Origin of the sequence: Parerythrobacter aestuarii, assembly GCF_030140925.1 — a bacterium.
GTDB lineage: Bacteria > Pseudomonadota > Alphaproteobacteria > Sphingomonadales > Sphingomonadaceae > Parerythrobacter > Parerythrobacter aestuarii.
Genome location: NZ_JARBWD010000001.1, coordinates 699,705 through 722,762, shown reverse-complemented (window position 1 = coordinate 722,762; position 23,058 = coordinate 699,705). Strand labels below are relative to the sequence as shown.

Below are 23,058 nucleotides of genomic sequence, written 5' to 3'. Positions count from 1 at the left end.
CTCCCTATGCACCGGTAACGGCGCGCTTTTGATCCCCAAATTCGTGACGCAGACGATCGATCTGCTCGGGCGGCATCGCCCGGTAATACAGCCAGCCCTGGATCTGGTCGGCACCGGCAGCGCGAACCAGGTCGGCCTGAGCCTCGGTTTCGACCCCTTCCGCCGTCACGCCCATCGCCATCGCGCGGGCCAGCGAAATGCTGGAAATCATCATCGCCCGGCTGTTGTCGTCACCCTGTGCATCGACCACCAGCGAGCGGTCGAGCTTGAGCTTTTCGAAGCGGAACTGGCGCAGGAAACCGATCGAAGCATAGCCGGTGCCGAAATCGTCCAGCGAAATGCTGACACCAAACTGGCGGATCAGGTCGAGACTGCGACCGACAACCACCGGATCGAGCACGAGACAGGTCTCTGTCACTTCGAGTTCCAGTCGCTCGGCCGGGAAACCGGTTTCCTCCAGCACCTGGCCGACATGGATCGGGAATTCCGGATTGCGCAGCTGGGCGGCAGAGATGTTGACCGACAGCTTGAGATCGTCCCATCCGCGCGCATCCGTGCAGGCGCGGCGCAGCACCCACAGGCCGATTGCATTGATCAGGCCTGATTCTTCAGCCACCGGGATAAAGATGTTGGGCCCGATCGGTTTGCCATCGGGCCGATCCCAGCGGATCAACGATTCGACAGCAACGATCTGGCCGGAATTGGCATCGACCAGCGGCTGGTAGTTGAGCCGGAATTCCTCATTCGCCAGCGCCGCCCGAAGCTCGTTGTCGAGATCGCGGCGTGCTTCACGGTTGCGGTCGAATTCCTCCGAATACCAGGTACAGCGCATCTTGCCGCCGCGCTTGGATGCAAACATGGCAACATCGGCGCGGCGCAGCAGTTCGGAACTGGAAATGCCGTCACGACCATTGCTGCGCGCGAGGCCGACGCTTGCACCGATGGCGATACGGCGATCGTCAATGGCCATCGGTGAACGAAACTGCTCCACCAGCGTCCGGCTGAGCCCTTCCAGCACATTGCCGGCGATGGTCCCGATCACCACGATCGCGAACTCATCGCCTCCCAAACGGTAGGCGCGCGCATCCTTGCCGCAGGTTTGAGCAATCATAGCGCCGGCTTGCTTGATCAGCATGTCGCCGATCGCATGACCATAGTGATCGTTGACCTGCTTGAAGCCATCAAGGTCGACCAGCGCGACAGCCACATCCTCGTTGTCGCGCGCTTCGCGAGCAATATCGGCATGCAAGGCGCGCCGATTGGGCATGCCGGTCAGCGTGTCCACCTTGGCTAGAACTTCAATCTTGTCCACGCCTGCAATACCAAACCGGACAAGCCCCCAGATGACACAGGCATACGCCACCAGTCCGATACCGGCGAGGAGCTGCCAGGGAAGGAAATCCAGGCCATCGAACACCACCATGGCGCCGACGGTCAGGGCGAAAATGAGCGAGAGTACGACGATAGGGACGAAGACCAGCTGCTTCGTCGACCAGTTTTCGGGATGAATCCCCTCAAACATAGCGAACCTATCCTGACTCATGCGCGATCCAAGTTTCTCTGCGGGAGTAACCGGAAAAGGCTAACCAACGGTAAAACTCCGTTTACCTTGTTTGTGTGAGTCACGCCCTCAGCCTCAGGCCGCCAGAAACCGTGATGGGCGCGTAAAGCCCCGACCCATCGCCAGCCGGCACGAAGCGCTCGGTCTGGCCAATCACGGTTTCACCGGCCCCGAGCATCAGGCGCCCGTCGGGATGGATGGCTTCATGCAGGCGATCGAATACCCGGCTGCGCGTAGCTGGATCGAAATACAGCAGCACGTTGCGGCACAGCACCAGGTCGAACGGGGCTTCCACCGGCGCGCGTTCGAGCAGGTTGTGCTCGCGAAATGTCACCATTTTCCGCAGTTCCTGCTGCGGACACCAGCCATCGTCGCGCTGGTCGAAATACCCGAGCATCTGCGACACAGTTAGCCCGCGCTGGACTTCAAACTGCGAGAAGCACCCCTTGCGTGCCGCAGCGATGATCCGCGTCGAGACATCTGTGCCCAGCAGGTCGATGTGCCATCCACTCCAGCGTTCCCGTTGAGCCAGAAGCAGCATCGCAACCGAATAGAGTTCCTGCCCGCTCGAGCAGCCGGCCGACCAGATCCGCAAGGTGCGTTGGGCCTGCCGTTGCTCCCACAGTTGCGGCAGGATCGATTCCGCGAGCTGGTCGAACATCAACTTGTCACGGAAGAAATAGGTCTCGTTATTGAGCAACGCTTCGACCACATTGCGAGCGAGCTCCTCCGCCCTCGGCTCTGCAAGCAAGCAAACCAGCTGGTCGACATTTGAGATGTCGTACTGGCGGAAAATACCCGAAAGGGCTCCGGAAATGCGCCACATGCGGCCTGGGCCCAAATGTTGACCGGTACGTGCCCGAAGCAAATCGGCAACAATCTGGAGCGAGGCGGACGTTACATCCATCACGACACCCCCGCTTGAATTCCGATCAAGTCGGCCAATGCTTCAGGCGTATCGATAGACGCGGCAATTCCGGCCTCCACGATCCCGCGCGGCATGCCGAATACTGCACAGCTTTCCTCATTCTGCGCGAGCAAGGTTCCGCCTACTTCATTGAGCAACCGGCCACCGACAGAGCCATCACGCCCCATGCCGGAAAGGACCACGCCCATCCCCTTGGTGCCAAAGAAGTTAGCGACCGCTTCGAACATCGGGTCGACCGAGGGGCAGCACCCGCTCGCCACATCCAGTTTGGCAATGGTGATCGCCACGCCTGCTTCGCACTCGCGCAGCATCAGGTGACCATCCCCGGGAGCGATAAATATCTCGTTTTCTTTCAGCACCATGCCTTCTTCAGCAACATGTGCAGATCGGCCGGACATGGTGGATATCTGGCGCGCAAAAACTGGCATGAATGCGTGGGGCAGATGCTGAGTGATGAGAATGGGAGCTCGGATCTGTGGCGACAGCGCGCCGAAGAAGCGGCCGAGTGCGTGGATCCCGCCAGTCGAAGCACCGATCGCGATCACACCGGGCTTGCGGGCAATTCCACGTCTGGCAGCAGGGGGCGGGGCGACTCTGCGCGGAAGGGGAGATTGTTCGACCTGTGCAAGGCCCGCTACCTTCTCCAGCAGATCTGCCCGGTAGGCTTCGCCGAAAGTGCCGGTGCGCGGCTTGGCCAGCGTATCGGCAGCGCCCATTGCCAGCGCAGCGAGCGTAGGCTCAGCCCCGGCAGTGGTCAGAGTGGAGACCACCAGGACCTTGGCCCCATTGGCCTTGCGCAGGATGTCGGGCAGTGCCTTCAGCCCACCCATCCCTGGCATTTCCAGGTCAAGCAGGATGACGTCCACGCGCCGATCGTCGAGCAGTTCCAGCGCGACTTCGGCACTGCCGGCGGTTGCCACAACCTGCATGTCGCGGCGGCTGTCGATCGTCCGGACGATGGCGGAGCGGGCAGTGATCGAATCGTCGACCACCATCACGCGTATTGCACCGGGGCTTCGAGCCACCCGGTCGCTCGCGCGCTTATCCTTTGCGAGGGCAGAGCCCATGGCGGGCTCCCTTAAGCGCAGCCTACCAGCTGGAGTTTGATTTGCAGCGTTTCATGATCGAACGGCTTCATCACATATTCGTCGGCACCGGCATCGATCGCCTCGCGAATGTGCGCGACATCGTTCTCAGTGGTGCAGAACACGACCTTGGGCTCGCCGCCATTGGGGCGCGAACGCAGCTGGTTGATGAATTCGATGCCGCTCATGACCGGCATGTTCCAGTCGAGCAGGATCACGTCGGGCATTGCCTCGTCGCACTTGTTCAACGCCTCCTGGCCATGTTCGGCCTCTTCCACCGCGAAACCGAGGGTCTCGAGGATATGGCGCGATACCTTCCGGATCACCCGGGAATCATCGACGATCAGACACGACTTCATTACAGCACCCCTTCTTGGTCGCACCCGTCCTAGCGCGACATGGTAACCATTCGATTAAGCCGCTTTTGCCTGCGGCCCCGCGAGCAACGTCAAAAGATCCAGCATGATGGCTGGCCCGAATGCCGTTTCGACAGCACCCAGTGCGACGCGGCTCCATTCGGGTCCCAATCCTTTGGGAACAGGGCCTTGGTCGCTCAGCGCGATGGTGACGTCGAGGATGGCATCAGTCCGCAGCGCATAGAGATGCTCATCCTGCTTCACGACGATGAAACGAATCTCCGCCGCGTCATCCGATGCTTCATCACCAAGGCCGATGGCACGGCGACAATTGACGACAGTGAGTGCGCGCGAACGCTGCGCCCCGACACCTTCGATCCAATGCGGCGCACGTGGCACGACAGTGAACTTTTCAAGCTCGCTAACGGAAGCGACATCTGCCGCCGGCAATGCGATATTGCGACCGGCAACCTTGGCAACGAGCAGCAATTCCCCCTTCATCAGCGGGCCTCCTGTTTGATGGGATCGCCCCAGCGGGAAACGGCACCGGGCACATCGAGCAGCGGCGTTGCGCGGCCACCCACGACGACATATCCCACCGTCATCGGCTCATCGGCACCTTCCTTGATGTCATCTTCGACCGGCGCGACGTCGATGATGGCGCGAACTGCGAAGAAGGCCTCCCTCTCGCCGTCCCTAAGGCGGAGCAATCGTACCTTGTCGGTTTCGATTTCGCGCTCATCGAGACCGCCAAGAGTCCGCAAGCGGTCATCGATCACTGCCCGGCTGGCTCCGGCATGGCGTTCGATGATGGCGCAATCGATGGTTTCGATACGCTCGACACACGTCATGTCGGCGGCGCGTTGCTGTCCGTCGTAATCGATGAACAGCATAACTTTCAGTGCGTCTTCTTCGCCGGATTCCTCATCGGCGTCGACATTGATCGAAACCGCACGCGATCGGCCGTCGGTCACGACTTCGTGGTCGATGGCGATGCTGGTGAGATCGATTGCGAGCACCGGTGTGCCATCGGAAAGCAGCGTGGCCCCGGTGTAGAGGCGGGTCGCTGTAATCGCGGGTGCCACGGGCTTGATGACAGCCTCCTCGTGATCGAGGACCTTGTCTACCACGACCGCACTCAGCTCGGTCGGGGAATAGCGCACAACGATAAAGGTGCGCTCTTCCATCGGCAGGCAGGATTCCTGCCCGAGTACTTCTGCGAGATCGATGCAGGGGATGCGGTTACCGCGGAATTCGATGAAGCGGCCGTCGCCGAGCTCGGTATAACCGAGCCCTGGGTCGGCCCCATGGATGACCTCCTCAACCCCCGAGCGTGGAAGCGCAAAACGCTGCCCTGCAATAGTCACGGTCAGCGTGGCGATAATGCTGAGCGTGAGCGGCAAGCGAATGAAGATCGTCGCCCCTTCGCCCGGAGTGCTGCTGACGCCGATGGTGCCGCCGATTTTTTCGATGTTGGCGCGCACGACATCCATGCCGACGCCGCGTCCCGAGATGGAGGTCACTTCCTTGGCCGTCGACAGGCCGGGCGCGAAAATGAGATTGTACTTGTCGTCCAGGCTCAAGCCGGCAACGTCATCATCCTCGACAATGCCGGACTCGAGCGCTTTCTTCACGAGCCGGTCAGCATTTATGCCGCGACCGTCGTCGCTGATGACGAGATAGATCTGGTTCCCCGCCTGGCGGGCGGAAATCGAGACCACGCCGATCTCACGCTTTCCTGCCTCCAGCCGCTCGGCAGGGGTCTCGAGACCGTGATCGATGGCGTTGCGAAGAATATGCGTGAGCGGGTCGCGGATCGATTCGATCATCTCGCGATCGAGCTCGACGTCCTGCCCTTCAAGATCGACCATCACTTGCTTGCCAAGCTCCTGGCCGAGGTCGCGAACCAGTCGCGGAAGGGCAGAGAACAGGAACTCGATGCGCTGCATACGCATGCGGGTGGCAGCATCGCGGACATCGTCGAGGATAGCCGTCATGCGTTCGAACGGGCCATCCATGCGCGGATCGTTGCCGACTTCGCGGAGCACGCGTGATAGATCGTTCCGGGCCAGCACCAGGTCCGACACGCCGCTCATCATCCGGTCCAGTAATTCGACCGGCAGGCGGATCGAACGTTGAGTCGCAATGTTACGTGCCTTGCCGTCGGTTTCGCTTACCGGTTTGGCCAGCGAGGCCGCCTCGGCCTTGTCGGGATCGTGGGCAAGCGCCGCAATAAGAGCGCCATCGCCTTCCTGCGAAATTTCTTCGCCGGCTTCGACAGCGTCGGTTAGCGCACCGATACGATCGATGATCGCGAGCACAGCCGATACCAGCGCTTCGTCCGGCAGCCGGCGGCCGGCGCGGACTTCGCCCAGCGCATCTTCGGCCGCATGGCTCAACGCCTCAAGGCGCGGAAAATCGAAGAAGCCGCAATTTCCCTTCACAGTGTGGACGAAACGGAAGATCGCATCGAGCCGTTCGCGATCGTCAGGCGCAGCTTCCCACGCCACGAGTTCGCCCCCCAGCGCCTCCAGCATTTCGCGCGTTTCAGCAATGAATTCGGCCAGCAGATCGTCCATCGAACACCCCGGTTTTTGGCGACTTGGACAAATCTTATGCCCACCGATGGTTAACGGAGCGTAAGGTTCGGGACAGAAATCTGAGTTCTTGCTGCACGCAGCATCGGAGCGGTGCAGTTGCCACAGCGGGCTAGTCGGACCAATAGAGCCGCATCGGATTGTCGACCAGCAACGCCTGCTGAAGCTCCGGGGTCGGAGCGATCCGGGGGATCATGTCGACGATGTGCCCATCATCGGGGATCTCGTCTTCCATGTTGGGGTGCGGCCAATCGGTGCCCCAGATGCATCGATCCGGGTATTCGGCCACCAACGGCGCGACTGCTGCAGCGAAGTCATCCCACGGATCGCCTTTGCCACCTTCCTTGATCGCGTCCAGCCGGTCAGGGCAGGTAGGCTTGAACCAGATGTCCTCGCGGCTATCGAGCAGGCTGCGGAAGGCCCGCATGTCAGGCCCGACCGGACCCTGGGTGACATCGGGTCGGCCCATGTGGTCGATCACCACAGGGACCGGGATGGCATCGATGAATGGCCGCATCTCCTCGAGAATATCCGCTTCGAAATAGATCACGACGTGCCAGCCCACCGGCAAACGGCCGGCGACGTCCAGGAAAGCGTCCTTTGGCGCGCTGTCCACCAGCCGCTTGAGGAAGTTGAAGCGTACGCCGCGTATGCCACCGCCATGCAACCGGGCAAGTTCATCACCAGTGATCACGGGGTCAACTACCGCCACTCCGCGAGCCCTGCCATTGCTCCTGGCGATGGCATCGAGAGTGGCTGAATTGTCCGTCCCGTGGCAACTCGCCTGCACGATCACATTGCGGCTGAATCCGAGATGGTCGCGCAGCGCGAACAGCTTGTCGGCTCCCGCGTCTTCCGGCAGGTACTTGGCCTTGGCGCTGAATGGAAATTGCGCCATCGGGCCGAAGACATGGCAATGGGCATCAACGGCCCCGGGCGGCGGGACGAATTTCGGCTTTGACGGGCTGGGGTGCCAGCTAGTGATACGGTCAGGCAAAGACGACCCCTTCCATCAGTTTGCGCGCAGTTCGCAGCAAAGCCGCCGACGACACACTGCCTTCACCATCAACTTCGAGCACGCAGCTCATTTCACCTGAGGGATGTTCGATGCTCAGCAGCTTGCGCGCACCATCCGGCACAGATGCAACCTCGGCTGCGGGCGAGCCTTCGACCAGGCAAGCCGTGGCCGCCGTGACTGCACCGAGCACACCTATGCTGGCGTGCGCGCGATGCGGGATGAAGACACGGGTCGTGATCGCCCCTCCGTCTCGCGGCGGAGCAACAAGCGTCATCTTGGGAACGGTCTTTTCCGCAACATCGCCGAGGTTCATCAGCGGGCCTGCCGCCAGCCGGATCGCTTCAATCTTCGCCCGGATCGGCGCGAAGCCTTCGCTCTCCAGTTCCTCGCGGCTCTCATATCCAGTCGCGCCAACGTCTTCAGCCTTGAACACGACACACGGCATGCCGTTATCGATCAATGTGCAGGCGACGCCCTCTATCATGTCGACCGCATTGCCTGTCGGCAGCAGGGAACCGCAGCTGGAACCGGCGGTATCGCGAAACTCGATCGGGATGGGCGCGTGTGTACCCGGAACCCCGTCGATACTCGCTTCGCCCGAGTAATTCACCGCGCGCTTGCCGATTTCGTCCTCAGGGGTCTGGACCGTGGCAATGGCGACCTGTCCCGTGTTCTCCATGTAGATCGCTACTTTGGTCTCGTCCTCTGTCGGATCGACCAGATGTTGCTCGATCGCGAACGGGCCGACCCCGGCAAGGATATTGCCGCAATTCTGAGCATCGGAAACCAGTGCCTGATCTACGAAAACCTGCAGGAACAGGTAGTCGACGTCGATCCCGGCACGCTTGCTCTTGCGGATGACAGCAACTTTGCTGGTCAACGGGTCGGCTCCTCCCATGCCGTCGATCTGGCGCGGATCGGGACTGCCCATGATCCTCAACAGGAAAGCGTCGCGCAGCTTAGGGTCGGACGGAAGGTCATCGGCGAGGAAATACCCGCCCTTCGACGTACCCCCTCGCATCCAGATGACAGGCGCAAAGTTGATCATCAGATGTACTTGAGGCCTTCTGCCTCAAGCCGCTCGCGCATCTTGTACATGTCGAGGCCGAGTTCACCTGCCGCAAGGCGCTGCCGCTTGTCTTCCTCGTTGGCTTCGCGAGCCCGAGCCTTTTCGAGTACTTCGGCAGCTTCTTCGCGCTTGACCACGCAAACGCCGTCGTCATCGGCAACGATAACATCGCCCGGTTCGATATGCGCTCCGGCGCAAACCACCGGCACGTTGACGCTGCCCAGCGTGTTCTTGACCGTACCTTGGGCAAAGATCGCCTTCGACCAGACCGGGAACTGCATTTCGGTAAGATCGCGCACGTCGCGCACACCGGCATCGATGATCAGCCCGCGGCAGCCACGCGCAATGGCGCTGGTAGCCAGCAGGTCGCCGAAATAGCCGTCTTCGCAAGGAGAGGTGGGTGCCAACAGAAGCACGTCGCCTTCCTTGAGCTGTTCGATCGCGACATGGACCATCCAATTATCGCCGGGGGCCGCGCTGATCGTCACTGCGCTACCAGCAATGCGCGCGCCCGCATAAATCGGTCGCATGTAGCTGGCGAGCAGGCCCTTGCGGCCTTGCGCCTCGTGCACGGTGGCGACACCGCAGGCGGCGAGGCCATCGACCACTGCCGGTTCCGCACGTTCGATATTCTGGACGACAACCGCCATCTGAAGCTCCTGCCTGCGGGTGAATTCTAGATTCCGAGCACATGTGCCGCACAGGTCGAAGCATCCAATCCGAAGTTGTGCCTTGCCATAAATTATTGCTAATCCTCTTGTGATGGCCAAACGTCCTCCGAATATCCGTCACCTGGCCGCACTGGCGGCAACAGTCCGCCACGGAACCGTCACCCACGCAGCGCAGGCAGTGAACCTGACCCAGCCTGCGTTGACCCAGGCCATCGCGCGGCTTGAGCGTGACCTTGACTGCCAGCTGTTCGAACGCGGTTCGGCAGGGATGACCCCGACCGAACCCGCCTTGCTGCTTGCTCCACGCGCCGACCATGCAGTTTCATTGATCGGCAGCCCGCGCGTCACAGCCACGCAAATGCGTGCCTTCATCGCGCTCGCCAGGGGCGGCAGCTACGCGGCTGCGGCAGAAGCGACCGGCCTCTCCCCCGCTTCGCTCCACCGCTCTGTTGCAGACCTGTCGCTGGCGCTGGGGCAACGATTGGCCGACAAACGTGGGCGCCACGTCGTGCTGACATCGGCAGGGCTAAGACGAGCCCGGGCATTCAGCCTCGCTTTCGCAGAATTGCGGGCCGGGCTTGATGAAGTGGCCGCCTGGCAAGGCAAGCGGGCCGGCAAAGTAACGATCGGCGCCATGCCACTCAGCAGGGCACACTGGCTTCCGACGGCGCTCAAGCGTTTCGGCCACGTGCACGCCGGGGTCGATGTCGCCGTAGTCGAAGGCAGTCATGCCGAACTGGTTGGTCCACTGCGCGACGGGGAGATCGACCTGATTCTGGGTGCCCTGCGTGATGACTGCCCCGAAGAACTGGTGCAACATCCCTCCTTCACTGATCGGCCCATGATCATTGCGCGACCCGATCACCCGGTCGCCCGGAGTGAAGTCACCGGCGCAATGCTGGCCGAGCAATCATGGATCATGCCTGGCGCGGACACTCCGCTGCGGCTGTATTGGGAAGAAATGCTGCTAGCGTCAGGTGCGGAACCACCGCATGTGGCGATCGAATGCGGATCGGTCCTGACCATTCGCGAACTGATGTTGGGCTCGGATGCACTTACCCTGCTCTCGCCAGCGCAATTACGGGTCGAGCTCGAGGCCGGGCTATTCACAGCGGTAGCACCGCCGACACCTGTATGCCGCACGATAGGTATCACGATCCGCGAGAACTGGCGGCCGACAAGACCGCAAGCAGATCTCTTCGCCATTCTGGAATCCGTCGGACGCGAGATCAATTCGTAAAAATTAATACCGGGCACGGTCAATTCATTGGCGGCAGCGATACGGTTTGCTGCAAAGCCTGTGCTATGGAGAAGTCCCTAGCCCTGATTGGTTTCGGCGAAGCCGCATCGACCTTTGCCCGCGCCAGCCAATGGGCGAGCCAAGCGGTTGGCTGGGATATTGCACCTGCCCGTCGCTCTGCAATGCTGGATGAGGACATCAGCGCAGCAGCGAGCGCCGGCGAAGCGTTGGCGCAGGCATCTATCGCTCTTTCACTGGTGACTGCCGATCAGGCCCTGGCCGCAGCTCGGGACTATGCTCCCTTCTTGAAAGCCGGGGCTCTCTGGTGCGACATGAATTCTGTCGCGCCGGAGACCAAACGTGCAGCTGCAAAGGAAATTGCAGCCGCCGGGGGGTCTTATGTCGATGTGGCTGTGCTGGCACCGGTTCATCCGGCCGGCCTAGCAGTCACGCTTTTGTTGTCGGGGCCGCACGCGAACCAGGCGGCTGCAGCACTGTCGGATCTGGGCTTCACCAACATCCGTTGTGTCGGTGCGGAAGTCGGTCGTGCCAGCACGATCAAGATGGTTCGCAGCGTGATGGTCAAGGGACTGGAGGCACTGACCGACGAGATGATGGCGGCCGCGCGCGCAGCAGGCGTCGCCGATGAAGTGCTCGCCTCGCTTGATGCCAGCGACAAGCACGGCAGCTGGGCCGAGCGGGCTCGGTATAATCTCGAACGGATGGAAACCCATGGCGGACGGCGCGCAGCCGAGATGGAAGAGGCAGCGAAGACACTGTCAGACCTTGGCGTTCACCCGACAATGACAGCCGGCACCATCACACGCCAGCGCGCCGCCGGGGAACGCGGCGCGAGTGCAAGGAAGGACAAGGCCGCATGAGCCTGATTATCGATTGTCACGGCCACTATACGGTGCTCCCCAAAGGGCACGATGCCTGGCGCGAGCAGCAGAAGGCTGCCTTCAAGGACGGGACAGAATGCCCGCCCTACCCCGAGATTTCCGACGACGAGATCTGCCAGACGATCGAGGACAACCAGCTCAAGCTGGTGAAGGAACGCGGCGCGGACTTCACAATCTTCAGCCCCCGCGCCAGCGCCATGGCCCCGCATGTCGGCGACCAGGCCGTGGCGAGCGAATGGGCGCGGCGCTGCAACGACCTGATCTATCGCGTCACCCAGTTGTTCCCCGATACCTTCATCGGTGGCTGCATGCTGCCGCAGAGCCCCAAGTCTGACCTTAGCGAGAGCGTCAAGGAATTGCGCCGCTGCGTCGAGGAACTGAACTTTGTCGTCTGCAACCTCAACCCCGATCCCGGTGGCGGCCATTTCACCCATCCACCGCTGACCGACGAGTACTGGTTCCCGATCTACGAGGCGATGTGCGAGCTGCAGGTCCCGGCGATGATCCACGTTTCCGGCAGCTGCAACCCGGCGATGCACGCCACCGGCGGCTATTACCTCGCGGCAGACACGGTCGCCTTCATGCAATTGCTGCAAGGCGACCTGTTCAGCCGCTTCCCCGAATTGAAGCTGATCATTCCGCATGGCGGCGGCGCGGTGCCCTATCACTGGGGCCGCTATCGCGGGCTCGCCGATATGCTCAAGCAGCCGGACATCGAACAGCACCTGATGAACAACGTGTTTTTCGATACCTGCGTCTACCACCAGCCGGGCATCGACCTGCTGGCCGATGTGATCGAGAACAAGAACATCCTGTTCGGCAGCGAAATGGTCGGTGCGGTGCGCGGGATCGATCCGCAGACCGGCCACTATTTCGACGACACCAAGCGCTACATCGACGCACTCGATATCAGCGACGAGGAGCGGCACGCGATTTTCGAAGGCAATGCGAGGCTGGTCTACCCGCGCCTCGACGCCATCCTGAAGGAGAAGGGGCTGTGAGCAAGAAGCCGAGCCAGAACATCCATGAATATCTCGAAGAGCTGGAGGATATTCCCGGCACCCGCGTCTACACCGCAGCGCGCGCGCGCAAGGGTTACCACATCAATCAGTTCGCGATGAGCCTGATGGATGCGGAAAACCGCGAGCGGTTCAAGGCTGACGAGCGGGCCTATCTCGACGAATGGCCGATTTCGGAAGAGGCCAAGCAGGCGCTGCTCGATCGCGACTACAACGCGCTGCTCGACATGGGCGGGAATGTCTATTTCCTCTCCAAGCTGTTCAGCACCGACGGACTGCCCTTTGCCCAGGCCGTTTCGACCATGACCGACATGACCTGGCCGGAATACCGCCAGATGATGCTCGAAGGGGGCCGCAGCCCCGAAGGAAACCGTTCGATCAAGGGAGGCTACTGAGATGGCCCGTATTACTGCAGGTGTGGCATCGAGCCACGTCCCGCTGCTCGGCGTCGCTGTCGACCAGGGCAAGAGCGACGACGACTATTTCGGCCCGATCTTCAAAGGCTACGAATGGACCCGCGAGTGGGAAAAGCGCGAGAAGCCCGATGTGGTGATCCTGGTCTATAACGACCACGCCTCGGCCTTCGACATGAAGATCGTCCCGACCTTCGCCATCGGTTGCGGCGAGCGTTACAAGAGCGCCGATGAAGGTTGGGGCCCGCGGCCCGTGCCCGACGTGGTCGGCGATCCGGACTTGGCCTGGCACATCGCGCAGAGCCTGATCCTCGACGAATTCGACATGACCATTATCAACGAGATGGATGTTGACCACGGGCTGACCGTGCCGCTCTCCATGATGTTCGGCCAGCCCGAGGAATGGCCGTGCAAGGTGGTGCCGCTGGCGGTCAATGTCGTCACCTACCCGGTCCCGAGCGGCAACCGCTGCTGGGCCTTGGGCGAAGCGATCAAGCGCGCGGTCGAGAGCTATCCCGAAGACCTCAACGTGCAGATCTGGGGCACCGGCGGGATGAGCCACCAGCTGCAAGGCCCGCGCGCCGGGCTGCTCAACCGCGAATGGGACAACAAGTTCCTCGACATGCTCGAGGCCGACAATGACGAGGCCCGGTGGATCCCGCACATAGAATATTTACGCGAAACGGGTAGCGAGGGCATCGAGATGGTCATGTGGCTGATCATGCGCGGAGCGCTCGGCAAGAGCGTGAAGCGGCTGCATCGGCACTATCACATCCCCTGCTCCAACACTGCGATCGGGCATCTGGTGCTCGCTCCGGAAGAGGAAAGGGAGGCCATCGCCGCAGAGTAGGGCCGCGTGGAAACGGATATTTGGGAGAAGTCCGATGAGCTGGAAGAACGAGGTCCGCGAGTTGTTCGCCGCGCACAAACAGGCGCGCGACACGTTGATAGAAATATCGAAATCGCAGGAAGAAGGCTGGCAGACCAAATATGGCCGGATACGGGGCGAATTGCGAAACTCGCTCGACGCCCTGGAAACGGCAGTCGACCGCCAGCGCCGACTTCACTCTGAACCAGTGATCGACCGCTACCATGATGCGATCGTGGCCTTCCGCAAGGTGTTGGAAAACCACCACGCCCGCTGGCCCGTCCTCATCATCAAGGATCGCGGCCCGGACTATCAGGAATCGATGAAAGCGGTCGACGCAGGCTTCACTGAGGTGATGCGGCAGACCGAAAACCTTTAATCGGCAGTCTTCGCGGCTGCCGGAGAACCAGGAGAAGAGAATGAGAATCGCTCTCGCCGGCGCCGGCGCATTTGGAGAAAAGCACCTCGATGGACTCAAGAACATCGACGGTGTCGAGATCACTTCGATCATTTCCCGCCGCGCCGAGCAAGCCGCCGAAGTTGCGAAGAAATACGGTGCCGGTCACTCCGGTACCGAGCTCGACGAAGCGCTTGTGCGAGACGATGTCGATGCCGTGATCCTGTGCACCCCCACGCAGATGCATGCTGAACAGGCGATCGCCTGCATGGACGCGGGCAAGCATGTACAGGTGGAAATCCCGCTGTCCGACAGCTGGGAAGATGCCCTCGCCGTCGAAGCCAAGGCCAGGGAAACCAGCCTCACCTGCATGGTCGGCCACACCCGCCGCTTCAATCCCTCGCACCAGTATGTGAAAAAGCAGATCGAAGCGGGCAAGTTCAACGTCCAGGCGATGGATGTCGAAACCTACTTCTTCCGCCGCAAGAACATGAACGCCAAGGGCGAGCCGCGCAGCTGGACCGACCATTTGCTGTGGCACCATTCGGCGCACACCATCGACATCTTCCAGTACATGACCGGCAGCAAGGTGATTGCCGCCAATGCGCTACAAGGTCCACAGCACCCGGACCTCGGCATCGCTATGGACATGTCGATCCAGATGAAGACCGAGGCGGGCCAGATCCTGACACTCTCGCTGAGCTTCAACAACGACGGGCCGCTCGGCACCTTCTTCCGCTACATCGGCGATACTGCGACCTATATCGCGCGCTATGACGATCTCGTCACCGGGCGCGAGGAAGCCATCGACGTGTCACAGGTCGATGTCAGCATGAACGGTATCGAACTGCAGGACCGCGAATTCGTCGCCGCCATCCGCGAAGGCCGCGAGCCCAACAGCTCGGTTTCACAGGTGCTGGATTGCTATAGGGTTATCGGCGAATTGGCCGCCAGCCTCGAACAACAGGACGGTTGGAGCTGATGCGCAGGAGTGAGGGGTAGACAATGGGCAAGCTATTTGATGCCGTTAAGGCAGCTCAGAACATTAACGACGAGATGCATGCACTCGGCACATCGGGTGACGAGTCCAAGCAAATGGAAGTCGTCCGGCTGCGAGCCCGATATGGCAAGGCCATTTCAGAGCTTCTCAGCACCGCTGACAGCTATTTCGCGACCGGAGGTGAACCCGCCATCAAGGCAGAGTTCAACCGACTCTTTTCGGACATGCGCGGTGCCTTGATGCAGCACCAGTCGAAATGGCTTGCTCGCGATATTTCCAATGATCCGGTCGGCTATCTGGCGTCAGTCAAGGAAATGAACGCCAAACAGACCACTTTCTACAATTGGGCCAACGCCAACTTGCGAAATCTCTGACGCATCCATGACCGTCGCTACGAACACCTCGGAACCTCAAGAACGGACGCTGGCCGGGCGCGAAGTCGCAGCCATCGGCCTCGGCTGCATGAACCTCAGCTGGGCCTATGGCACTCCGCCTGAGCATGAGGTGAAGGTGCGCCTTCTCAATGAGGCACTGGACCTCGGCTACGATCATCTCGACACCGCCAATATCTATGGCTTCGGCAAGAACGAGGAGCTGCTGGCCGACGCCGTGATGCATCGTCGGGGCGAGTTCCTTCTGGCGAGCAAGACCGGGATTATCGTCGACGGCGCTCGGCGCGGTATCGACTGTTCGCCCGCAGCGATTGCCGAGAGCCTCGATGCCAGCCTCGCCCGGCTCAAGACCGACCATATCGACTTGTTCTACATGCACCGCTTCGACCCCAAGGTGCCGATTGCCGACAGCGTGGGCGCGATGGCGCGCGCGATCGAAGCGGGGAAGATCGGTGCCTATGGTGTCTCCGAATGGTCAGCACTGCATATTCGCGAAGCGCACGCAGTACACCCAATGGCGGCAGTGCAGACCGAGATGTCGCTGTGGACCCGCAACGTAGAGCTTGGCGTGCTGGAGACCACGCGCGAGCTGGGCATCGCACTGGTCGCATTCTCTCCGGTCGCGCGTGGCGCGCTGGGTGGCGAGCTGAAAGATCCGCAGGCACTGGGCGAGAAAGACCTTCGCCGCTCGCATCCCCGCTTCAACGAAGACAACTGGCCGAAGAATCTGGCGCTGATCGAGGAATTCGACGCGCTTGCAGCCGAAGGCGGGCTGGAGCCGGCGCAACTGGCGCTGGCGTGGGTGCTGGCGCAGGGCGAGCATGTCCACGCCATACCCGGCACCACCAGCATCGAGCATATGCGCGAGAACTTCGCTGGGGGATCGGTTGCAGTCTCGTCAGACGTGCTGGCGAAGGCGAGTGGGCTGATCAACCAGCAGACCGTCAGCGGGCACCGCTACCCAGAAGTCATGCGCAACACCATCGACACCGAGGACTACCCGGCCTAGCACCCCGCGGAGAGGAGACAGTCGGCATGCGCGAAGTCCGCTTGAGCCCCTCGGGCGCCTTTGACAACGCCGCGCTCGAACACCGGCATATCAAGGTCGAGCCGCTGGCGTCGGCGATGGGGGCGGAGGTTATCGGGCTGCGCCTGCCCGATCTCAGCGACGAGGCCTTCGCCGAGTTCCGCGCCGCGCTGTGCCATCACAAGATGCTGTTCCTGCGCGGCCAGGACCTGAGCCATGCCGAACACCATGCCTTCGCGGCGCGCTTCGGCCCCTTTGCCGAAGATGCCTATACCCAAGGGGTCAGCAGCGAGTATCGCGAAGTCCAGCCGATCATCAAGGAAGCCGACCACCGCAGCAAGGCGATGTTCGGCAGCGGCTGGCACACGGATTCGCCTTTCCTCGCCAGCCCGCCTTCGATCACCATCCTGCGCGCGGTCGAAATCCCGCCCTATGGCGGCGATACGGTGTGGGCCAATACTGCGCTCGCGTTCCGCATGCTGAGCCCGGCGATGCAGGACATGCTGCGCCCTCTGAAAGTGCGGATGTCGGCCAGTAACAATGCCTACACTCAGGAGAAGGTGGCCGGTAAACCGCTCGCCTTTGCCAGCGACGACAGCCGTATCGCTGCCTTCGAAGGCACTGCCCATCCGCTGGTGCGCGTGCATCCCGAAACGGGCGAGGAAGCGCTCTATGTCGACGAAGTCTATGCCGTGGGGATCGATGGCATGACCGAGGAGGAAAGCCGCCCGCTGCTCGAATTCCTGACACGGCACATCACCCAGCACGGCTTTACCTGCCGTTTGCGGTGGGAGCCGGGCATGATGGCGATGTGGGACAATCGCGGTTCGCTTCATCTCGCCGCCAACGACTACGACGGTTACCGGCGCGAGATGTACCGCACCACCATGGCCTAGCGCATCGCAAACTCCAAACTTGTAAGCAACACATACTAATTGTATGGACACTCAAACCGCCGGTCGAGCGGAAGGGGAGAGTCATGAGCTACGAGAAGATCCATCCCAACTGGGACCGCGACGCGACCCATATCCTCGAAGGCTACTCGCTGGAGATGACCGCCAAGGAACGCCCGCAGCTGGCTGAGGCGGCGCACCTGATGGTGCCCGAAACACCGATTGCCGTACCGTTCCTGCCCGGTGAGCTGATGGATGACCGGATCGCAGCGGCGGTCGATATCCGCAACCTGGGTTTCGAGCCGATGGCGCATCTTTCCGCTCGCCGGATCCAGAGTCGCGACGAATTCGCCACCATGATCCGCCGCCTTGCCACAGAGGCCGGAGCCAAGCGGGCCTTTATCGTCGCCGGCGACCCGCCCAGCCCGGAAGGGCCCTATGAAGACACCATGCAGATGCTGCGTGAAGGAATCTTCGAGGACAATGGCATAACTGCGGTTGGCATTGGCGGGCACCCTGAAGGCCATCCGGCGGTCGATACCGACACGCTGTGGCGCTTCATGGACGACAAGGTCGAGGAGATCAGCAAGCGCGGGATGATGCCGCTGATCGTCACGCAATTCAGCTTTGATCCCGACGCCTGCCTTGAGTGGCTGGCACAAGTCCGCGCGCGCGGCATCGATGCCCCGGTGCGGCTCGGCATTCCCGGTCCGGCCGGGATCAAGCGATTGCTGCGCTACGCCAAGTTCTGCGGCGTTGGCGCTTCGGCCTCGGTGCTGAAGAAATACGGCATATCGCTGACCAGGCTGATGGGGACTGCCGGTCCCGACAAGCTGGTCGACGCCCTACGCGACGGACTCTCGCCAGAGCATGGCCGCGTTCGCCTGCACTTCTATCCCTTCGGCGGACTCGAACCCACGATGGAATGGATCAACACCTACAGCGCCGAGCATGGCGCGCCGCAACCGGTGGCCGAGACCACCGCCTGATCGGGAGCGCAATTCACCGCAACCCTAGCTGCGGAACACCACCGTCTTGTCGGCATTGAGGAGCACCCGGTCCTGCAAGTGCAGGCGCACCGCTTCGGCAAGCACACGGCGCTCGATATCGCGACCTTTCCGGACCATTTCGTCAGGTCGGTCGGCATGGGTAACAGCTTCGACATCCTGGTGAATGATCGGACCTTCGTCGAGGTCCGCAGTCACATAGTGCGCCGTCGCCCCGATCATCTTCACCCCGCGCGCATGCGCCTGATGATAGGGCTTGGCACCCTTGAAACCGGGCAGGAACGAGTGATGGATGTTGATGCAGCGGCCCGACAGGAAAGCTGCCATGTCGTCTGACAGTATCTGCATGTAGCGCGCCAGCACCACCAGTTCCGCCCCGGTTTCGTTGATGACCTGCTTCACCAGCGCTTCCTGCTGCGGCTTGGTGTCCTTGGTGATCGGGAAGTGATGATAGGGAATGTCGCCGATCAGCGAGATCGACAGCGCTTCGCGCGGGTGGTTGGAGACAATCGCGACCGGGTCCATCGGCAATTCCCCGATGCGGCAGCGATAGAGCAGGTCGCCCAGGCAATGATCGAACTTGCTGACCATCAGCACAACCTTGCGCAGCGAGTTCTTGCTGCGCAACTGCCACTTCATCCCGTGCTTGTCCGCGATCGGCGCGAAGCCTGCACGGATGGCTGCGGGATCCGCATTACCGGGATCGAACTCCACCCGCATGAAGAAGCTGCCCTGGTCCTGGTCATTGAACTGCTGCGCTTCATGGATGTTGGCCCCGTGTTCGAACAGGTACCCAGTGACTTCAGCGGTTAGACCCGATTTGTCCTCACAGGACAGGGTCAGGACCTGAATAGGCCGATCTTCGCTGCTCATTCTTCTCTCTCCCCGTCGCGCTTCGGTATAGTCCGGAGTCGCGCTCCATGCGTGAACTTTGCGATTGCGCCCCTAACAGAATATTGTATGTGTTGCATACAAAAATCAGCGAGTCATTCGCATCAAGGGGAGAGAGAGCATCATGGCTGCCAACCTCGAGCAGAAGCTCCAACAGGAATCAGATATCGTCGGCATGCTGCGCAATTCGCAGCTCGGCGCCTATGTTTACCCGGTGGTCGCGCCGGAGTTCTCGAACTGGCGCAGCGAACAATGGGCGTGGCAGCACAGCGCCGTATTGTTCGACCAGTCGCACCACATGGTGAACCTCTACATCCGCGGGAAGGATGCGCACAAGCTCCTCAGCGACACCATGATCAACAGCTCGAAGGGCTGGGCGGTCGACAAGGCCAAGCAGTACGTGCCCACGACCCCGTACGGCCACGTCATCGGTGATGGCATCATCTTCTGGGAAGAAGAGGAAAGCTTCACCTATGTCGGCCGTGCGCCTGCATCCAACTGGCTGCGCTACCATGGCGAAACCGGCGGTTATGACTGCGAAATCGAGCTCGACGATCGCTCGCCGATGCGCCCGATGGGCAAGCCCGTCAGCCGCAAGGAATGGCGCTTCCAGATCCAGGGCCCGCAGGCCTGGAACGTGATCGAGAAGCTGCACGGCGGGCCGCTCGAACAGCTCAAGTTCTTCAACATGAGCACGATGAACATCGCCGGTCGCCCCGTGAAGACGTTGCGCCACGGCATGTCCGGCGCGCCGGGCCTGGAAATCTGGGGCCCCTATGAAGAGCAGGAAGAAATCCGCGCCGCCATCCTCGAGGCCGGCAAGGAATTCGGACTCATTCCGTGCGGCAGTCGCGCCTATCCTTCGAACACGCTGGAATCGGGCTGGATCCCCTCCCCGCTCCCGGCGATCTATACCGGCGACAAGCTCAAGGGCTTCCGCGAATGGCTCGGCGCCGACAGCTATGAAGCAACCGGCTCGATCGGCGGCAGCTTCATCGGCGGAAGCATTGAGGACTATTACCTCAACCCGTGGGAACTGGGCTACGGCAACTTCGTCAAGTTCGACCATGACTTCCATGGCCGCGAAGCGCTCGAGCAACTGAACCCCGCCGAGCAGCGCAAGAAAGTCACTCTGGCCTGGCATCCGGAAGATATGGCCAAGATCATGGCCAGCATGTTCGATCCCGATGGCGAGAACTACAAGTTCTTCGACGTGCCGCTCGCGAACTATGCCTCGTCCAACTATGACGCCGTCACCGATGCCGATGGCAAGACCGTCGGCTTCTCGATGTTCACGGGCTATTCCTTCAACGAGAAGCAGGCGTTGAGCCTCGCCACCATCGATCCCGAGATTCCGGAAGGCACTGAAGTCCGCGTGCTGTGGGGCGAGGAAAACGGCGGCACGGCCAAGTCAACGGTGGAACCCCACAAGCAGCTGTCCGTTCGCGCTATTGTCAGCCCCGTGCCTTACAGCCGCGTGGCCCGCGAAACCTACCAGGAAGGCTGGCGCACCAACCGCTAAGGCCCAACCGCCAAAGCAGCGCCTGCCAAACCAACCGGAGAGTACCCATGAGCATCGCAATTCCTGCGGATATGCAGCGCATTTTTGACGCCCAGGTCGCCAACCAATGGAAGGTCAAGGCCACCACCGCTGAAGAGCGCAAGGCCAAGCTGACCAAGTTCAAGAACGCGGTCGAAGCCCATGCCGACGACATTGTCGCTGCCGTGCGGCAGGACACCCGCAAGCCCATCGGCGAGATCAACACCACCGAAGTGATGGGCGTGATGGGCAATATCCAGCGCAATATCGACAATGTCGAAGAGTGGATGAAGCCGACCGAAGTCGCGACTTCAATGAACCCGGCCGACAGCGCCATGATCGTGCCCGAAGCGCGCGGCGTGTGCCTGATCCTCGGCCCGTGGAACTTCCCGCTCGGCCTCACCTTCGGTCCGCTCGCTGCGGCGATCGCGGCGGGCAATTGCTGCATGGTCAAGCTGACCGACCTGTGCCCAGCGACCGCGAAGATCGCCGGGGTCATCATCCGCGAAGTGTTCGACGAGAACGAAGTCGCGCTGTTCGAAGGCGAAGTCGAGGTGGCGCAGGCGCTGCTCGAGCTGCCGTTCCACCACATCTTCTTCACCGGCAGCACCCGCGTCGGCAAGATCGTGATGGCGGCCGCGGCGAAGAACCTCGCCAGCGTCACGCTGGAATTGGGCGGCAAGTCGCCGGTGGTGATCGGCAAGGATGCCGATATCGAAGCGGTTGCGGCCGCGCTCGCCAATGCAAAGCAGTTCAACGGCGGCCAGGCCTGCATCTGCCCGGACTATGTCTTCGTTCCGACCGACAAGAAGGATGCCCTGGTCGAGGCCTTCGGACGCCATGTCGCTGCCAATCTTTATGAAGGTGGCGAGATCAACAAGGAAGCGATCGCGCAGATCGTCAACGATCGCAATTTCTCCCGCGTGAAGGGCTTGCTCGACGATGCCATCGAGCATGGAGCCAAAGTCGAAGTCGGCGGCATGACCGAGGAAGGCGACCTCACCATCCATCCTACCATGCTGACCGATGTCACCCCGGAGATGGAAATCCTGCGGGAGGAAATCTTCGCGCCGCTGCTACCGGTCATGACCTATGACGACCTCAGCGAAGTGACCGACTACATCGCCGCCCGCGACAAGCCGCTGGCGCTCTATATCTGGAGCAAGGACGATGCGACGGTCGACAGCGTGTTGAGCCACACGTCATCTGGAGGCGTCACCATCAACGGCGTGTTTTCGCACTACCTTGAGAACAACCTGCCGTTCGGCGGCGTCAACCAGAGCGGGATGGGGAGCTATCACGGCTATTTCGGCTTCAAGGCCTTCAGCCACGAACGCGCCGTTTACAAGCACGCCGCCTAGGCGCGCGCGGCATGGCGAACTTCGTCCTGATCCACGGCGCTTGGGGCGGGGCCGAGACCTGGGCCGAAGTGCCCGCGCGGCTGCGCGCCATGGGCCATCAGGTGCTTTGCGAGGACTTGCCCGGTCAGGGTGCGCGCGAGAGCGAGAAGCATCCCGGGCTGACGCTCACGGATTTCATCGATGACGTTTGCGGCAAGATCGCCGCTAGCGGTTTCAATCGCTTTGTGGTCGCAGGCCATTCCTTCGGCGGGATGGTCGCCACAGGTGTCGCCTCACGACTGGGCGATAGGATCGACGGCATTGCCTATCTCGACGCGTTCCTGCCCGGCGATGGTGAAAGCCTGTGGGATGTCACCGGCGACTATGAACATGCCTGGTATATCGACAGCCAGAAGCACACGCCCGGCCTCGTTACACCGATCTTCGGCGAGGAAGCGCTGGAACAACCCGGAGTCAGCCGTCAGCCGCTGTTGACACTGCTGGAAGCGGTCACGCGCGGGCCGCAATGGGATGCGATCCCGCGCAAGGCATATCTGTTCGCTAATGCGTGGGAACCCACACCCTTCCGCCGCTTCGCCACGGCTGTGCAGACTGATCCCGCCTGGAGTTTCGCCGAAGTCCCCACGAGCCACTGGGTAATGGGGGAAGCGCCCGAGCAAGTGGTCGAAACCTTGGCAAGCCTTTCAGCGGCGAAATGAGCTGTATCCAACTCCATCTCAAGTGACGCTTGCGCAACACTTGCTCTCTTCTTCCTTTGCCGAACAAATTTACTGGTAAATCGAAAAAAAATGCGCATTGCTGGCCCGGCTTAAACTCCGGCATA

Annotated in this window: 24 protein-coding genes; 14 read left to right on the top strand and 10 right to left on the bottom strand. The window is 61.4% G+C overall.

What is annotated here, in order from left to right:
- Positions 1 to 4 precede the first annotated feature (4 nt).
- From QPW08_RS03550 to ligK, 9 genes are all read right to left on the bottom strand, one after another.
- On the bottom strand, positions 5 to 1,522 hold the full coding sequence (locus tag QPW08_RS03550; RefSeq protein WP_284124371.1) for a putative bifunctional diguanylate cyclase/phosphodiesterase: 1,518 nt from the start codon (positions 1,520 to 1,522) through the stop codon (positions 5 to 7).
- A gap of 100 nt (positions 1,523 to 1,622) precedes the next feature.
- The gene (locus tag QPW08_RS03545; protein WP_284124370.1) at positions 1,623 to 2,387 is read right to left on the bottom strand and encodes a CheR family methyltransferase; all 765 of its coding nucleotides are present in this window, start codon (positions 2,385 to 2,387) and stop codon (positions 1,623 to 1,625) included.
- 80 nt (positions 2,388 to 2,467) lie between these two features.
- On the bottom strand, positions 2,468 to 3,556 hold the full coding sequence (gene cheB, locus QPW08_RS03540; RefSeq protein WP_284124369.1) for a chemotaxis-specific protein-glutamate methyltransferase CheB: 1,089 nt from the start codon (positions 3,554 to 3,556) through the stop codon (positions 2,468 to 2,470).
- An 11-nt stretch (positions 3,557 to 3,567) separates the two neighbouring features.
- On the bottom strand, positions 3,568 to 3,933 hold the full coding sequence (locus tag QPW08_RS03535; RefSeq protein WP_284124368.1) for a response regulator: 366 nt from the start codon (positions 3,931 to 3,933) through the stop codon (positions 3,568 to 3,570).
- Between the two features lie 54 nt (positions 3,934 to 3,987).
- Positions 3,988 to 4,431, bottom strand: a complete 444-nt coding sequence (locus tag QPW08_RS03530; RefSeq protein WP_284124367.1) for a chemotaxis protein CheW — start codon at positions 4,429 to 4,431, stop codon at positions 3,988 to 3,990.
- Entirely contained in the window at positions 4,431 to 6,509 is a 2,079-nt protein-coding gene (locus QPW08_RS03525; RefSeq protein WP_284124366.1) for a chemotaxis protein CheA, read from the bottom strand. Before QPW08_RS03525 ends, QPW08_RS03530 begins: the two co-directional genes overlap by 1 nt.
- 130 nt (positions 6,510 to 6,639) lie before the next feature.
- Complete coding sequence (locus QPW08_RS03520; RefSeq protein ID WP_284124365.1) at positions 6,640 to 7,524, bottom strand: amidohydrolase family protein; 885 nt, start codon at positions 7,522 to 7,524, stop codon at positions 6,640 to 6,642.
- Positions 7,517 to 8,593 (bottom strand): 4-oxalomesaconate tautomerase, encoded by a 1,077-nt coding sequence (locus QPW08_RS03515; RefSeq protein ID WP_284124364.1) that lies wholly within the window; start codon positions 8,591 to 8,593, stop codon positions 7,517 to 7,519. The genes QPW08_RS03520 and QPW08_RS03515 overlap by 8 nt, the downstream gene beginning before the upstream one ends.
- Complete coding sequence (gene ligK / locus QPW08_RS03510; RefSeq protein ID WP_284124363.1) at positions 8,593 to 9,264, bottom strand: 4-carboxy-4-hydroxy-2-oxoadipate aldolase/oxaloacetate decarboxylase; 672 nt, start codon at positions 9,262 to 9,264, stop codon at positions 8,593 to 8,595. Before ligK ends, QPW08_RS03515 begins: the two co-directional genes overlap by 1 nt.
- Positions 9,265 to 9,376: 112 nt before the next feature.
- Here ligK and QPW08_RS03505 point away from each other — a divergent pair, with 112 nt between their 5' ends.
- The 11 genes from QPW08_RS03505 (at position 9,377) to QPW08_RS03455 (ending at position 18,425) form a co-directional block, all read left to right on the top strand.
- A complete protein-coding gene (locus QPW08_RS03505; RefSeq protein WP_284124362.1) occupies positions 9,377 to 10,525 on the top strand; it encodes a LysR family transcriptional regulator in 1,149 nt (382 codons plus the stop codon).
- Positions 10,526 to 10,590: 65 nt separating this feature from the next.
- Entirely contained in the window at positions 10,591 to 11,406 is an 816-nt protein-coding gene (locus QPW08_RS03500) for an NAD(P)-dependent oxidoreductase (protein ID WP_284124361.1), read from the top strand.
- Positions 11,403 to 12,428, top strand: a complete 1,026-nt coding sequence (locus tag QPW08_RS03495; protein ID WP_284124360.1) for an amidohydrolase family protein — start codon at positions 11,403 to 11,405, stop codon at positions 12,426 to 12,428. The genes QPW08_RS03500 and QPW08_RS03495 overlap by 4 nt, the downstream gene beginning before the upstream one ends.
- Entirely contained in the window at positions 12,425 to 12,841 is a 417-nt protein-coding gene (ligA, locus tag QPW08_RS03490; RefSeq protein ID WP_284124359.1) for a protocatechuate 4,5-dioxygenase subunit alpha, read from the top strand. Before QPW08_RS03495 ends, ligA begins: the two co-directional genes overlap by 4 nt.
- A gap of 1 nt (position 12,842) precedes the next feature.
- Positions 12,843 to 13,709, top strand: a complete 867-nt coding sequence (locus tag QPW08_RS03485) for a class III extradiol dioxygenase subunit beta (protein ID WP_284124358.1) — start codon at positions 12,843 to 12,845, stop codon at positions 13,707 to 13,709.
- A 34-nt stretch (positions 13,710 to 13,743) separates the two neighbouring features.
- The gene (locus QPW08_RS03480) at positions 13,744 to 14,106 is read left to right on the top strand and encodes a hypothetical protein (RefSeq protein WP_284124357.1); all 363 of its coding nucleotides are present in this window, start codon (positions 13,744 to 13,746) and stop codon (positions 14,104 to 14,106) included.
- A gap of 40 nt (positions 14,107 to 14,146) precedes the next feature.
- Positions 14,147 to 15,106, top strand: a complete 960-nt coding sequence (locus tag QPW08_RS03475) for a Gfo/Idh/MocA family oxidoreductase (RefSeq protein WP_284124356.1) — start codon at positions 14,147 to 14,149, stop codon at positions 15,104 to 15,106.
- Positions 15,107 to 15,129: 23 nt separating this feature from the next.
- On the top strand, positions 15,130 to 15,498 hold the full coding sequence (locus tag QPW08_RS03470) for a hypothetical protein (protein ID WP_284124355.1): 369 nt from the start codon (positions 15,130 to 15,132) through the stop codon (positions 15,496 to 15,498).
- Between the two features lie 7 nt (positions 15,499 to 15,505).
- Positions 15,506 to 16,525 carry an aldo/keto reductase gene (locus QPW08_RS03465; protein WP_284124354.1) on the top strand — a complete coding sequence of 340 codons (1,020 nt, stop codon included), beginning with the start codon at positions 15,506 to 15,508 and terminating at the stop codon, positions 16,523 to 16,525.
- Positions 16,526 to 16,551: 26 nt separating this feature from the next.
- Entirely contained in the window at positions 16,552 to 17,439 is an 888-nt protein-coding gene (locus tag QPW08_RS03460; protein WP_284124353.1) for a TauD/TfdA dioxygenase family protein, read from the top strand.
- Positions 17,440 to 17,522: 83 nt separating this feature from the next.
- Complete coding sequence (locus QPW08_RS03455; protein ID WP_284124352.1) at positions 17,523 to 18,425, top strand: methylenetetrahydrofolate reductase; 903 nt, start codon at positions 17,523 to 17,525, stop codon at positions 18,423 to 18,425.
- A 24-nt stretch (positions 18,426 to 18,449) separates the two neighbouring features.
- On the opposite strand, the gene purU is transcribed toward QPW08_RS03455, so the two are convergent.
- A complete protein-coding gene (purU, locus tag QPW08_RS03450; RefSeq protein WP_284124351.1) occupies positions 18,450 to 19,316 on the bottom strand; it encodes a formyltetrahydrofolate deformylase in 867 nt (288 codons plus the stop codon).
- 139 nt (positions 19,317 to 19,455) lie between these two features.
- Between purU and ligM the strand changes: the two genes are divergently transcribed.
- The 3 genes from ligM to QPW08_RS03435 are packed head-to-tail and all read left to right on the top strand — an operon-like array spanning position 19,456 to position 22,933.
- Positions 19,456 to 20,856 carry a vanillate/3-O-methylgallate O-demethylase gene (ligM, locus tag QPW08_RS03445; protein WP_407674563.1) on the top strand — a complete coding sequence of 467 codons (1,401 nt, stop codon included), beginning with the start codon at positions 19,456 to 19,458 and terminating at the stop codon, positions 20,854 to 20,856.
- Between the two features lie 47 nt (positions 20,857 to 20,903).
- Positions 20,904 to 22,235: an aldehyde dehydrogenase family protein gene (locus QPW08_RS03440; RefSeq protein ID WP_284124349.1), complete on the top strand. Its 1,332-nt coding sequence runs from the start codon at positions 20,904 to 20,906 to the stop codon at positions 22,233 to 22,235.
- Positions 22,236 to 22,246: 11 nt separating this feature from the next.
- Positions 22,247 to 22,933: an alpha/beta fold hydrolase gene (locus QPW08_RS03435; RefSeq protein WP_284124348.1), complete on the top strand. Its 687-nt coding sequence runs from the start codon at positions 22,247 to 22,249 to the stop codon at positions 22,931 to 22,933.
- Positions 22,934 to 23,058: the final 125 nt, after the last annotated feature.

Coding starts and splice junctions, on each gene's coding strand:
- cheB (WP_284124369.1), bottom strand. CDS start 3,556: ATGGGCTCTGCCCTCGCAAAGGATAAGCGCGCGAGCGACCGGGTGGCT.
- QPW08_RS03475 (WP_284124356.1), top strand. CDS start 14,147: ATGAGAATCGCTCTCGCCGGCGCCGGCGCATTTGGAGAAAAGCACCTC.
- QPW08_RS03530 (WP_284124367.1), bottom strand. CDS start 4,431: ATGAAGGGGGAATTGCTGCTCGTTGCCAAGGTTGCCGGTCGCAATATC.
- QPW08_RS03500 (WP_284124361.1), top strand. CDS start 10,591: ATGGAGAAGTCCCTAGCCCTGATTGGTTTCGGCGAAGCCGCATCGACC.
- QPW08_RS03455 (WP_284124352.1), top strand. CDS start 17,523: ATGAGCTACGAGAAGATCCATCCCAACTGGGACCGCGACGCGACCCAT.
- QPW08_RS03485 (WP_284124358.1), top strand. CDS start 12,843: ATGGCCCGTATTACTGCAGGTGTGGCATCGAGCCACGTCCCGCTGCTC.
- QPW08_RS03470 (WP_284124355.1), top strand. CDS start 15,130: ATGGGCAAGCTATTTGATGCCGTTAAGGCAGCTCAGAACATTAACGAC.
- QPW08_RS03535 (WP_284124368.1), bottom strand. CDS start 3,933: ATGAAGTCGTGTCTGATCGTCGATGATTCCCGGGTGATCCGGAAGGTA.
- QPW08_RS03465 (WP_284124354.1), top strand. CDS start 15,506: ATGACCGTCGCTACGAACACCTCGGAACCTCAAGAACGGACGCTGGCC.
- QPW08_RS03440 (WP_284124349.1), top strand. CDS start 20,904: ATGAGCATCGCAATTCCTGCGGATATGCAGCGCATTTTTGACGCCCAG.
- QPW08_RS03495 (WP_284124360.1), top strand. CDS start 11,403: ATGAGCCTGATTATCGATTGTCACGGCCACTATACGGTGCTCCCCAAA.
- QPW08_RS03515 (WP_284124364.1), bottom strand. CDS start 8,593: ATGATCAACTTTGCGCCTGTCATCTGGATGCGAGGGGGTACGTCGAAG.
- QPW08_RS03545 (WP_284124370.1), bottom strand. CDS start 2,387: ATGTGGCGCATTTCCGGAGCCCTTTCGGGTATTTTCCGCCAGTACGAC.
- QPW08_RS03550 (WP_284124371.1), bottom strand. CDS start 1,522: ATGTTTGAGGGGATTCATCCCGAAAACTGGTCGACGAAGCAGCTGGTC.
- QPW08_RS03480 (WP_284124357.1), top strand. CDS start 13,744: ATGAGCTGGAAGAACGAGGTCCGCGAGTTGTTCGCCGCGCACAAACAG.
- QPW08_RS03460 (WP_284124353.1), top strand. CDS start 16,552: ATGCGCGAAGTCCGCTTGAGCCCCTCGGGCGCCTTTGACAACGCCGCG.
- purU (WP_284124351.1), bottom strand. CDS start 19,316: ATGAGCAGCGAAGATCGGCCTATTCAGGTCCTGACCCTGTCCTGTGAG.
- QPW08_RS03525 (WP_284124366.1), bottom strand. CDS start 6,509: ATGGACGATCTGCTGGCCGAATTCATTGCTGAAACGCGCGAAATGCTG.
- QPW08_RS03505 (WP_284124362.1), top strand. CDS start 9,377: ATGGCCAAACGTCCTCCGAATATCCGTCACCTGGCCGCACTGGCGGCA.
- ligK (WP_284124363.1), bottom strand. CDS start 9,264: ATGGCGGTTGTCGTCCAGAATATCGAACGTGCGGAACCGGCAGTGGTC.
- QPW08_RS03435 (WP_284124348.1), top strand. CDS start 22,247: ATGGCGAACTTCGTCCTGATCCACGGCGCTTGGGGCGGGGCCGAGACC.